This window comes from Caldithrix sp. (genome assembly GCF_056497305.1).
This window is the reverse complement of sequence record NZ_JBSMDE010000021.1, coordinates 24,116-36,826: the sequence shown is the minus strand read 5'-3', so window position 1 is coordinate 36,826 and position 12,711 is coordinate 24,116. Positions and strand designations below refer to the sequence as shown.

Annotated in this window: 11 protein-coding genes; 5 read left to right on the top strand and 6 right to left on the bottom strand. The window is 43.3% G+C overall.

Going from position 1 to position 12,711, the window contains the following annotated elements; genetic code table 11:
* Positions 1–105 precede the first annotated feature (105 nt).
* The 6 genes from ACWB0I_RS01985 to ACWB0I_RS01960 all read right to left on the bottom strand — a co-directional run bounded on the left by ACWB0I_RS01985 (position 106) and on the right by ACWB0I_RS01960 (position 8,255).
* Positions 106–3,087 (bottom strand): UvrD-helicase domain-containing protein, encoded by a 2,982-nt coding sequence (locus ACWB0I_RS01985; RefSeq protein ID WP_479386356.1) that lies wholly within the window; start codon positions 3,085–3,087, stop codon positions 106–108.
* A gap of 3 nt (positions 3,088–3,090) precedes the next feature.
* Positions 3,091–3,549 (bottom strand): DNA polymerase III subunit chi, encoded by a 459-nt coding sequence (locus ACWB0I_RS01980; protein WP_479386355.1) that lies wholly within the window; start codon positions 3,547–3,549, stop codon positions 3,091–3,093.
* Between the two features lies 1 nt (position 3,550).
* Complete coding sequence (locus tag ACWB0I_RS01975) at positions 3,551–4,162, bottom strand: hypothetical protein (RefSeq protein WP_479386354.1); 612 nt, start codon at positions 4,160–4,162, stop codon at positions 3,551–3,553.
* 443 nt (positions 4,163–4,605) lie between these two features.
* Entirely contained in the window at positions 4,606–5,004 is a 399-nt protein-coding gene (locus tag ACWB0I_RS01970; protein ID WP_479386353.1) for a hypothetical protein, read from the bottom strand.
* 47 nt (positions 5,005–5,051) lie between these two features.
* On the bottom strand, positions 5,052–5,858 hold the full coding sequence (locus tag ACWB0I_RS01965) for a hypothetical protein (protein ID WP_479386352.1): 807 nt from the start codon (positions 5,856–5,858) through the stop codon (positions 5,052–5,054).
* Between the two features lie 126 nt (positions 5,859–5,984).
* Positions 5,985–8,255: a fused MFS/spermidine synthase gene (locus ACWB0I_RS01960; RefSeq protein ID WP_479386351.1), complete on the bottom strand. Its 2,271-nt coding sequence runs from the start codon at positions 8,253–8,255 to the stop codon at positions 5,985–5,987.
* A gap of 115 nt (positions 8,256–8,370) precedes the next feature.
* Here ACWB0I_RS01960 and ACWB0I_RS01955 point away from each other — a divergent pair, with 115 nt between their 5' ends.
* The 5 genes from ACWB0I_RS01955 to ACWB0I_RS01935 all read left to right on the top strand — a co-directional run bounded on the left by ACWB0I_RS01955 (position 8,371) and on the right by ACWB0I_RS01935 (position 12,710).
* Positions 8,371–8,769 (top strand): c-type cytochrome domain-containing protein, encoded by a 399-nt coding sequence (locus ACWB0I_RS01955; RefSeq protein ID WP_479386350.1) that lies wholly within the window; start codon positions 8,371–8,373, stop codon positions 8,767–8,769.
* Between the two features lie 54 nt (positions 8,770–8,823).
* Entirely contained in the window at positions 8,824–9,396 is a 573-nt protein-coding gene (locus ACWB0I_RS01950) for a YceI family protein (RefSeq protein WP_479386349.1), read from the top strand.
* Position 9,397: 1 nt separating this feature from the next.
* On the top strand, positions 9,398–10,237 hold the full coding sequence (locus tag ACWB0I_RS01945) for a DUF5777 family beta-barrel protein (RefSeq protein ID WP_479386348.1): 840 nt from the start codon (positions 9,398–9,400) through the stop codon (positions 10,235–10,237).
* 27 nt (positions 10,238–10,264) lie between these two features.
* Entirely contained in the window at positions 10,265–10,786 is a 522-nt protein-coding gene (locus ACWB0I_RS01940; RefSeq protein WP_479386347.1) for a cytochrome P460 family protein, read from the top strand.
* 685 nt (positions 10,787–11,471) lie between these two features.
* Entirely contained in the window at positions 11,472–12,710 is a 1,239-nt protein-coding gene (locus ACWB0I_RS01935; RefSeq protein WP_479386346.1) for an Nramp family divalent metal transporter, read from the top strand.
* Position 12,711 lies beyond the last annotated feature (1 nt).

Genomic DNA, 12,711 nt, shown 5'->3' with positions numbered 1-12,711 from the left:
TTGACCAGGAACATACTGTCATCGCTGTTCTCAAGTTCGGCACACTACGTTGTTCATTTTTTTAAAGGCAATTTTACACAATAATCGCAAAGGAAGCAAAATTGATCAAAGGACTGTTTTAATATCAATCATGGGCCGAATGTCTTCTAAAAAGGGACTCGACCGGTGCCGTCTGCCAAATCGGTTGCGAACCAGAGTGAAGATAACTTCACTTTTACCCCGCGTGATGCCCACGTAAAGAAGTCGTTTTTGTTCGGCTAATTTTTTCTGAAAAGGACGATCGTCTTCGTCGTCATCACGATAGGTGTAACCACTGGGAATGTTTCGGTCTTCCATACCGCAAATGATCACTTTTTCAAATTCCAACCCTTTGGCAGCGTATAGGGTCAGCAGCGAAACGGCATTGATGGTTTCCAGGTTGTCCTGTGTGTTCATCAGGGAGATAAAGGCCAAAAATTCACTGATCGCCTGATCAATAGGCCTATTTTTGTACTCTTTGCTCATCTGCAAAATACGTTCGAAGAATTCATGATTGGAATCGAACTGCTGTAAACGCAGATCGTGCCTTTGGGCTACGGTTTTTAGTTCCTCATTGAGTTGCGCCTCATCTTTTTGAAAATGGAGAGCAAAAGATCTTCTAATTCTGGAAAATGGCGACAGCAGTTTGTTCAGCCCAATGGTAAAAAGCACACGATCTTCTTTTCTGATTAAAGTTTGTTCCAGAAAATTGCCCAGCGCCACAAACTCGGTAAATTCTTCACCCGCTGTAAAAATTTCTCTTTTACGCGCCTCTTTTAAAAGCTGGAGAAAAATCAAGTTCAACACTTTTACATCATCCAGAGCCCGATGGCGCGTGCCGGCATCCAATTTGTAGCGGTAGGCGAGAGCGTCGATTGAATTTTTTTCATTGGGGAAAAGGCTGCGTGCCAATATTAAAGAATCGTAACGAATGTGCTGTGGTTTCTTTAAATTTAGTTCTCTGTTCAAACGATCCAGAATTTTAAAATCAAAAGCATAGCCATTGTGGGCAATTAGGAGATCGTTTTCGATGAACGCCAGAAAACGGGGCAAAACTTTGTCGATAGTCGGTGCGTCCTGGATATCGCTGGCGGAAATGTGATGCACTTCTTCAGCCCGCGGATCGATCTCCATCTGCGGATTGACCAGGCTCTGGAAGGTATCGATGATCTCTCCGTTTTCCACTTTAATGGCAGCGATTTCCACAATTCCGGCCGTTTGCGGATTGTTGTCTGTGGTTTCCAGATCAAAAACAACGTAGCGGTTGAAAATTTTTTCATCAATCGTTTGTAGCTGATATTGTAGCCAGCGAAAGAGTACGGTAAGGCTACCCTGACGCGCGCTGCCTTTGCTGCGGTAAAGGTGAAGTTCAAAGTCGGACAACGGTTCACTCTTAAAAGGGCTTAAAAGTAAAATCAAATCGGGCTTGGCCACATGGACGGTCTTCTCTTCATCCAGACCATGGATGGGAAAGTCCAGAGCCTGTTCCAGCATCTGGCAGGCAATGTAGCAAATTTGCGGGTCGGGATGGTAGAGCCAGACCTTGCGCTTTTCGCTGAACAGATATTTCTCTTTTTTAAAAGAGACCTCTTCCAGGTGTTGATAGGCTGCTTTTAAATGGGAAGCCTGTAATGATTGAATATTGTTAATGATCTCCTTGGCTAACTGGTCAAAGTGGAAAAAGCTTTTCAGGTTGATCAGGTTGGCCAGGTTGCCGATAAAGGTTTGCAATTTATTGCGTACATTTTTACTGTTGAATTCCTGCGCAGCCAGTTCGTTTAGCGCTTTTTTTAAAGAGACATTGTTTTGCCTGGCCCACTGTTGAATCTTTTTAAAAAGATGTTCGCCCAGCTCGTAAAGCATGAGTTGTTCCAGAATAAGCGGATCGGAAGGATCGCGGATGAGTTTCAGATAGAGTAAAAAGCGTTTCATCACCGGATGATCGGTCAGGTTGCGCCCGGCAGCCATCTGAAAAGGAATGTGATCTTTAATGAAAAAAGAGGCCAGTTTTTCTCCCATGGCGTGATAAGGGTAAAGAATGGCCATGTCGCTGAAATCAATCTGCTCTTCTTCATGCCATTGGTGAATTTTTTTTAAAATAAAGTCGATTTCCTGAAACTCCGTGTCAAAAAAAATGGCGGTTAGGTTGGCTTCCGAGGACTGCACACTTTTAATCTTTTTTTCAGGTTCAATGCGGTCGGTGTCTTTTAAAATGGTTTGTGCCGCTTCAATGATCGGCTGGGCCGAGCGGTAGTTCTTTTCCAGGAAATGGATCTGTTCGATTCGAAAATCTTCAATAAACTGGCGGATGTTTTCGGGATTGGCGCCGCGCCAGGAATAAATGGACTGATCATCATCGGCCACGACAAAGATGTTCCGGTGCTTTTCGGCGAGCATCTTTAAAATTTGGTATTGAATTTTATCCGTGTCCTGAAACTCATCGACCAGAACGGCCTGAAACAGAAAACGATATTGTTCCAAAACATCGGGATGCTGTTCAAATAAATCCCGGGTCAATACAAGAATCTGATCGTAATCAATCAGATGATGCCGATCGAGATGGCGCTGATATTCTTGAAAAACACTGGAAGAAAACGGAGGCAGAGGTTTTTCTTTTACACGATGGTTGGCAATGGCCAATTGAATGGCCCGCGTTTTTTGCAGCACATCGCGTACCATTCTGCGATTCAGAATGTCGCGGATCAGGGATTTTTGATAATCATCGTCGCAAACAGAGAAGAAAGGATGCAGGTTAACCAGTTCATGGTTTTTTCGGAGAATCATTAAACAGAAGGAATGAAAGGTTCCGCAGAACACTTTGTTGGCCCGTTCCTGAAGGGTTTGTTCCAGGCGGCTTTTTAATTCATTGGCAGCTTTATTGCTAAAGGTCAGAGCCAGAATTTGATCCGGCGCCATCTTAAATTTTTCTACCAGATAAATAATGCGGGCAATAATAGTACGCGTTTTACCTGTCCCTGGCCCGGCAATTAATAAAATAGGTTGACGTGGACTTGTAACCGCAGCTAATTGTTCTTTGTTTAGCTCGTTCAAATATTTTTCGCTATCCATCCTTTAAGAAGCTTTAATTAGTTTTACGAAGCTGCCAAATTTTTCAAAGGAAAGATCAAAACGCCCGGCGTCTCTGAAGGCTTTGTATCGTTGCCGGCTGGCTTTCAGGCGTTGCGGATCGTACGTTTCTGCAAAATCAATAATCAGCGGATATTCTCCAATTTGATCTATCTGGAGAGGATCGTTCAAAATGAGAGTGTCTGCCCCAAAGTCAACCGGTCTGTCAATCAAAAGAATCGGGTCGGGGGCCCCTGCTTCCATTTCACCACTGTTTAGAATGGAGTGAGGTAAAAAGCTGTCGGGCTTACGGGTCCACAATAAATTGTTTATCTTTAGCAGCGCTTCACGAGTTGATGAAAAAATGTGCACCTTTTTGCCTGCCAGATAGAGACTTTCTGTAATATCTGCAACAAAATGATCTTTACGTGCAATGGCCAGTTCAATAAAAACAACTTTTTGCATCTTAAAACATCTTTCCGATTTCTAAACGAATATCAAAGGTAGAATGATTGGTCCGTTGAGCAAACGATTCGGTAAATTTGATAAGGCGATATTGCAGGCGAATCCCCAGAAAGTACTGCCGTTCCAGAGCCACATCCACGCCGCTGGCCAAATAGCCGCTAAACCCTGGTACGTATTCATCTTTACGCCTTTTGTCTTCCGGAAAATTGATGCCATACACAGGCCCCAGCCCCACCATTACAAACGGTCGTAAGGTGTCGTCAATTTCTCTGGCGAAGAGTCGCTTTTTTACGGTGATCAACAGGTCCATCATGTAAGCGTTGTTCTGTTTGTTGATGGTGATGGGTAAACCGGTCCAGGGATCAACCAAATCAATTTGATTGCGATCTCTTAAGAGGAAGACATCAAGCTCAGCGCCAAAATGGAAAAAGCGGCGTGTTGGCAAAGCGTAAAACACGCCAATACCGGTTCCTTGTTCAACCACGCTAAAGGCCACCCCACTCTGTTTAAATGATTTAGGCTCAGGGTCTTTTAGCAGGTATTTTTCATATTGGGCGAAAATTTGCACGGGCAACATCAAAATGATTAAAAAAATAAAAAAGGATTTATTCAAAATGGCCTCCTGATTCGGTTTCCTTTTCTTTTTAATGGATTCGGGCGCCATGTGTTCCGTTGAAATTTTTCTGAGTATTGCAATGTTTAGTAAAATATTTTTCAGTTCCATCTTTGCCATTCATTAGATATTAACAAAAGATTCTGCCACCCGGCCCCTGGCCATAAAAGCAGCGCAGCCTGCTTTTAACCCCAACTTACCATTTTTTTTACTAAAAATGATACATTTGTCGTTAAGAATATTGACATTTTTTAAGTATATACCTTTGATATATTTAATTTCAAGTGAATAATATTGATAAAACATTGTATTTTTTTTCGCCTCTTTTTTTAAGGGACAATGAAAAAGACAAAATTCTAACCATAACTTAACAATTCTTTAGAAACAAAAAAACCCTTTTCCAATAGAAAAGGGTTTACATAAAAATTCGTCGAAAAATCAACTTAGCGAAACATGGCTTTGATCGCTCCCCAGGTGCGGTAAATGTCGGAAATACTGGGATGCACAATCAAAGACATCTCTTCAAGCACTTTATTATTGGCGTCCACAGCACGAACCTTGTAAAAAAAGATGGAAATATCTTTAAACATTACGTTGCGGTCAATATATTCGTATTGGCTGCCGGCGCCTTGAGGGGCAATGCGCGCCATTTCAACATAGTGGTTGTCATCATTAGAGCGTAAGACGACGAATTGGGCTACATCATCTTCTGAACGCGTCGTCCAGGTAATCTTAACCTGATTATTGCTGGGAGAAGCGATGCATTCTACAAAAACATTATCGGCCAGAGCCAGGGAGAAAACCAGCATTAAAAATGTGACAGTAAATAAAAAACGACGCATACGCTCTTCTTTTTTAAAGAATTACACTTCAACAAGAATATAATATTTTATTTATTAAAGTCAAGATTTTTTTTGATTTGAATTTCGTTAACATCCGGTAAGGACGGGACAATCAGGATCAGAGAATCTCCGACCGTTCCCACATTAAAAAGCCAGAGAACCGTTTCCTGATCGAGTTCGGCCAGAACAGAATCACGATTGTCAAAATAACTGGCCGGCAAAAAATCTCCTTTCATGTTTTGCAGATGAACGTAACCATGCACAAACAAATCATTTGCCAAATTCAGACGCTGATTGGGAACAATAATCGTTAACCAGTTATCCTTGCTATCGACATCCAGCACGGCTCCTTTAATCTTTAATGAGTCATGGAACAGCGTAACATTGCTGTTTCTGGAAATAAATGGCGTCTGCCAGGGGTTAATTTTGGCACGCAAGGTAAGGTTGTCCCTGTTTTCCAGGGAGAGTAGAATTGCACCCTGTTTAACTGTGTCGTCTAAGCTGACGAAGATTTGGGCCACCATGCCATTCATCGGAGAAAAAATTTCGAGCGGTGTGTAGCCGCTGTATCTGCTCAGGGGCCACAGGTGCAATAGAAGGTCTTCTTTCTTTACGCGTTCTTTCTCTTCCACCAGCAAAGAGACAACACGCGCCTCTATTGGAGAAATGATGTCGATTTTTCGCCAGGCTATCAGTTTCCCTTCGATTGGAATATTTACATTCAATGTGTCTTTAATAATGCTGATTTTCTCCCAGAGGGTAAAAGGGTTCTGGTCTTGTTGGTTTGTCTGTTCCTGTTTTTGACAAAACCAGAAGAGAGCGGCGATTACCATGAACAATAAAAATTTTTTCATCGTCAATGAGATTAAATTCTACCGGCTATTCAATGTAGCAAAATTATTGATTGCAATCTACAAAAATCTATTGTTTTTAACTTATTTGTGCAAAAAATTAACATGGGGAACAGCATTTCTAAACCATCACTTAATTTTACTCTTGCCAAAGGCAAGCAAAGTAAAAAAAGCCATCATGAGATTCAGAATCCCTAAAACGGTACCGGTGGCGATTAATCCAAAAATAGGAATTAAAAGCACACTGCTCAAGAAAGAACCGGTCAGCGACCCAATGAGGTCCCAGGCGTAAATAACACCACTTTGGGCCTGATCTTCTTTGGGCCTGAGAAACAGATGATTAAAAAGAGGAAAGGAAAAGCCACCCAAAAAACCGCTCGTAATAGCTAGCAGGTAAAAAATGGTTCTGGAATGCAATAAATGAAAAATTTTCCCCCAGATCAGGTTAAGGGCAAAGCATAACAGAGCAATAATCAGCAGAACCAGGGCTGCATTTAATTGAAGATTTTTAGGGCTTTTACTGATTTTTCGTATGCCGGCAAAACTGCCCATGGCCATTCCGCCCATAAACAGGGCAATGAAAACGGCAATTTGCTGATAGATGTAACCATGCGCTACCTGGAAAGCGATTAAAATCAACAATTCTAAACTGATCATGCTAAACCCAACGGAAAACATGCCCAGCACAGACGAAACCGCCGGTAAAGTTGCTTTTGCTTTGAATAGGAAAAAGGAGAGCAAAAGAAAAAAAGGCAGAAAAAAGATCAGTAGAAAAAAGGGCCAGGGGAAAAATAACAGTTCACTGAAAAAATGGGCCAGGGTGGTTGATGTTTTTCCAGTCCACAAAATAATGTCAAAATAGTAGGCAAGGGGATGGAGGTCGGAGTTGTAAAAAGAAAAGGGCGTTGTTGTAAAGGCTTGGCGGAACATTTGAATGCGATCTGGTAATAGTTTAAATGGAATGAAATAATCGCGCACAAACAGGGTTTCAAGTTTTCTCTGATTCAAACGCTGAATGAACATTGAACTGGAAATGTTCAGAGGTTTTGAATCAGTGGACAGAAAAAGCTGTACTTTTTCACCAGGTAAAAAGGCCCAGTTTTTAAAAATGGGCTCAAAGGAGTTTTTAATAGCCTTAAGATATTTTTTTTGCGCTTCATTCAAATAGTTTTCAGAAGCGCTTAATTGAAAAGTCACCATCCCGCCGGCACGTAATTTGGCTTTGCAGAGGTTGAAAAACTCCCGCGTGTAAAAGCGATTGAGTTGTACATTGTAAGGGTCGGGCAAACCGATGATGATGACGTCAAACTTCTGATTGCTGTTTTTTAAAAAGGTTCGCCCGTCGGTCTGATGGATAATAATTCGCGCATTGGAGTTTATTTTTTGCCAGTTTTGCGGGAAAAACTTCTGGTAAAGGGTAATGACCTCTGCATCCAGCTCCACATAGTGAACGTGCTTAACCGAGGGATGTTTTAGCGTTTCAAAAAGTGCGCCGGAAAAGCCCCCGCCAATCAGCAGAACAGAAACAGGTTTTTTGTGTAACAATAGCGCGTAATGAACCGTCTCTTCGGCTGTTTGAGGGTCCGGTATGGTAAAGAGCGGAACGCCATCCTGGTAAAGCGTGTAGCTGTGGTCCAGTCTGGTCAAAACCAGATCGCCATAAGGCGAACCCCGATGAGCCACGATTTCCATTCCCTGCCAGAGCTGTTTAAAGCGTTGCTGATAACCGTTCAAAAAGCTGGAAAGGGCAAAGAAGCCAATTAAAAAGTAGATGGAGATGATCAGGCTTTTAGAACGTTTTTGCGTTCTGGAAAGGAAAAAGAAGGCCAGCATTAAATAAACAATGCTTAAGCCCACAACGAGGTTTTCGGCGGGCAGCCAGCGGATCAGGATGAGGCCACTAATCAAACCGCCCAGCATGGAGCCACTGGTCTCCCAGAAATAGACACGGCTTCCGGAAAGATCGGTGAGCTCGTTGGTGATTTGCTGGAATAACTTTCCGTACAGGGGGAACAGGCCGCCCGAAAGTAAACCAAAGAGGATCAGGGAGGCCAGAGCGGTGAAAATGGTTAATCCAAAACCGGGTAAGGCGATACCAACCGGTAAAAACTGTAACCGGATGAAGAGCATCAAGAGTAGCGAAAAAGGAATAATCAGCCCGAAAAGAAAATGGTGCGAGGGCAGGTAGTCCGCTACGCGTTTAATTTTGCCGAACCAGTAGCTGCCCAGGGCGGTCCAGAGCATCCAGCTAAAGAGAAAAAGACCGATGCTGAGTTCGTTCCCGTAAAACAGGGCAATGAAGGAGCGCAGATAGACGATTTGCAAGGTTGTTAGTGTAAAACCATAGATGAAGAAAATGATCATCAGGGCTGAACTTGACATCTTTTTTGGCGCATCCATTTTTTGATACTCTTCATCCTGTGATAAAAATTTTACAATTGATTGAATAATTTGTGAACTCTTGCAATTATTTTAAGACAAGATTTATTACTAAACAAATCAAAAAGGATGTACATTGAAACGATTAAGCATATTTCTTATGGCATTGCTGTTATTGGGGAGCTGTGAAAAAAACATTACCACCGAATGTGCCACCGAACCTCAGGTTGAGCCAAAGTTATCTTCCATACAAAAGTACATATTTAATCCGAATTGCGTTGGGTGTCATTCGGGTAGCGCTGCTTCCGGAGGAATGGATTTGTCTCCGGGCAAGGCCTACACCAATCTAGTAAATGTAAAGGCGACGGCTTCAGAGTTGAAACGTGTGCTGCCGGGCAATAGCGATCAAAGTTATTTAATGAAACGATTGACAGGCGCTGATGGCGAAGCCATCATGCCGCCATCCGGTAAATTACCGAAAACTGACCTCCAGGCTATTCGGCAGTGGATTGACAATGGGGCAAAGAATGATTAGACGCATGGGGAAAAAGCAAATACAATTATTTATTAAAACATTAGGAGAAACGCCATGCGAGTAATGCACATTTTGGTGATTAGCCTGGCCATCGGATTTCTGGGAATATGGGCTGGTGAATACAATGTAAAACAGAGCGATGCCAATGTGGTTAAATTCATCTCGGATGCCCCCATCGAAGATTTTGAGGGAGTTACTTCACAGATTGATGGCTACATCATCTGGAACGGTCCTGACCAGCTCGAAGGAGCTGATTTTTATTTTGAAGTAGATTTAAATACTCTGGACACCGGCATTGGTTTACGAAATCGTCACATGAGGGAAAATTATTTGCACTGCGATCAATATCCCAAAGCCACCTATCAGGGAAAAATAATAAAAATATTAAGCTCCGACGCACAGTCCTTTAAGGTGCTTACCGAGGGCGAATTTTTTTGCCATGGGGTCAAACAAAAACGACAGATTCCGGGAGAAATTCTGGTGCAGGGCGATGAACTGCGTATTAAAAGTCAATTTGAAGTTAAGTTGTCAGACCACCAGATTGATATCCCTTCGATCATGTTTTACAAAATAGATGAAAACATGCAGGTGCAGGTAGATTTTAAAGTAAAGGCAGTTAAGGAGTAAGATGAAACAAAGCGTCACGATTTTTATGTTATTGATCTTTTTAATGGTTTCCGGAGCCCTGGGCCAGGGTGTAAAATGGAAACCAAAACACACAAGCAAACCGAAACTGGAATTATTCCATTCAACGCAAAGCGTCCATTTTGCCACAGCTACCTTTTTACGTAAGGGAGAGTTTGAATACGAAATTTCACATCGTTTTTTGCCGACAATTTCCACCGATAAAGCCTTTTTGGGTATTGACGGGCCAGCCCGTATTCGTATGGGCCTGGCTTACGGTCTTTCGCCCAAAACCATGCTCATGTTAGCGCGTAGCAATGCCCAGGACAATATTGATTTCAACGTTAAACGACAATTAATCACGGTGCGTAATGCCGTTTTGCCAACTCTGATCGCCCTGCGTGTAGGCCTTGGCTGGAACACAGAGGTCATTAATCGCAAAGCGCTGGACAGTAAAAATGTTCAATACTACGCCCAGATCATCCTGAACAGCATGTACAAAAAAAGGCTGGCCATGGGGTTGGTGCCCTCCTACCTTTACAACAGTCACATTTATTGTCCGGACAAGCAATATTCGTTCACCATGGGCGCCTATGTTCAATATTACCTTGGCGCCATGTGGAGCGTGTTTGCCGAAAGCAATACCACCATAAGCGGTTTTCGGGGGCAATTTAACTCACTGCTGTTGGGTTTTGAAATAGAGACCGGCGGCCATTTCTTTAAAATATTTGTAGGAAACAACGCCACCCCGAACCCTTCGCAATATTTAGCCGGTTCGGATCTGAAATTTAATGCAGATAATTTACGTCTGGGGTTTAATATTACCCGTATTTTAAAATTTTAACATCACTAAAATAGAGGAGGAGTACCAATGCGTACCATTTTAACCATGGTGAATGTCCTGGTCCTGGGGCTGATGCTGTTCAGCAATGTGGCTTGTGACAAAAATTCTACGAACAACGATAAAGAAGAGGAGTTCGTTGCCACCACCGATGATTTTAAAGACTACAAGAGCTGGACGCTAAAGGCCACGAAAAATGGTCCGGATCCCTTTTTGCAAAGCGCTCATGGAGTCACCGATTCGTTGACGCGTAAGGTCTATTTTAACCCCACAGCCAAAGCAAAAAATGGCGAATATCCGGTAGGCTCTATGATTCTTAAAGAATTAACCGACGCCCAGGGTAATTTGCAGGGGGCATTTACCGTACTGGTAAAACGTGGAGGCGGCTTTAATCCCGATGGCAATGGCTGGGAGTGGTTCATGGTTAGCACCGATTTTTCGAAAGTGTTAACCCAGGGCGACAATGCAACGGCAGGCGGTGGCGCCTGTGCCAGTTGCCATAGCGCAGCCAACCAGAACAACAACGGCATAGATTGGGTGTTTACTAAATAAGAGCCTTGATGTTTAAATGGGATTTTTCTCGCAGATCATGTCTTTAAGCAAGAAGGGCTGTTCAGGCCCTTCTTTTATTTATTCGATGCCCTTTCCCTGGAAAATGCGAAAGAAAAGCTTGAAACGCTGAAAATTTTTTTGTGGGTTGCGCTAATAAAAATGTGTGTGTACTTTTTATTCTGTCATTGCTAAGCGAAAAAATCATTGCGTCTTTTGTGTCCTCAATGTTTAATCAAATCCAGAAAGCATGAGTCGATTCGGTTGATAGTAGATTTTGTGTCGGTGGGCGGTGAAGGCAGGAGGCTAGTTGTCTATTTCCTCTTGTTAGATCGCCCGGCAAGGATTTGTGAAACCTTCGCAAAAAATAATTTGAGCTACCGCTCGCTTACAGGCCGTTTAATGGCATTCCCGGCTCGCTTTTAACCAGAATGAATGATGCGGAATTAAAACGAATTGGGGACTAAAGACCCATTCCATTTTTCGGGTTTCAACGTTTTGACCAGTGGCCCTGATAATTTATCAGGGGTATCTAATGGAGGACAAACCATTTTGATTTAAATAGAATCGATCAGAAATTTGTAATATTCTCATTCCATGTTTAAATTAAATTCAGCCTTGATAAGCAAATGAAATTTTGGCCCTTGCACGGCGCTATCTTATCGTAAAGGAGGACATCGACATCGCGATGAAAGAAGCCAAAAAAGGAATTCCCTTCAAAACGATTTTCAAGTTTCTTGGGCCCGGGTTCATTGTCACAGTGGGATTCATCGATCCCGGAAACTGGGCCACGAACATAGAGGGCGGATCACGTTTCGCTTACGAGCTGCTTTGGGTCATTACACTCAGCACGGTCATGCTGATCGTTGTTCAGAATATGGCGGCCAAGCTCGGCATTGCCACCGGAAAATCGCTGGCCGTTAACATTAGGGAACGTTTCTCACGACCTGTGTCCGCATTTCTGGGGCTGACGATCGTTCTGGCTTGCGTTGCTACCGACGTGGCGGAACTGCTGGGAGGAGCTATCGGCTTTAATCTTCTTTTTGGCATGCCTCTCTGGATGGGCGCTTTTTTAACGGTATTGCTTGAAGTGTTCCTCATAGTCAGCCAGAGGTATCACCGTATTGAGGCGATCATCATGGGCTTTTTGGGGATCATCGCAGCATGCTACCTGGTGGAGATTCTGATTGTCCACCCCGATTGGTCGCAGGTATTTCCCTCCATGATTATTCCCAAAGTCAACAGAAGCAGCATTTACGTTGCCATGGCAATCCTTGGCGCAGTGGTCATGCCACATAACATTTTTCTGCATTCCAACGTCATTCACAGCCGAAAATGGGGCATTTCCGAAAACGAGAAACTGGCCCTGGTACGCTACGAAAAAATAGACACATTTACAGCCATGTTCATGGGCTGGATGGTAAATTCGGCGATGATCATTGTGGCGGCGGCTGTTTTTGCCCGCAATCATGTTGTTGTAGACAGCATAGAACAAGCGTCGGCTACTTTGAAACCGCTGGCGGGCCCTCTTGCTGGCTTTTTGTTTGCCGTGGCTCTCGTCTTTGCTGGCGTTGGTTCGTCCGTCACCTCTTCCATGGCGGAAGTCAATGTGATTACAGGATTTCTGGGAAAGCCGGAAGACCCGCGTACCTTCCTCTACAGAATTTCTGTCTTTATTACGGCCATACCGTCGTTTCTTATCATTCTCCTTTCGATGAATACTTTTCGAATCCTCATCTTCAGTCAGGTCGTATTGAGCATTCAGCTGCCTTTTACTCTTATTCCATTATTAATGCTTTGCCGTGACCGCCGCCTCATGGGCCGCCTCAGAAGCAGCAGAATCGAATTCGTTGCTGCGGTTATCATCTCCGCCATCGTTATTAGTTTAAATCTTTATCTGCTCTATTCCACCATAAGTGGAGGCTAAT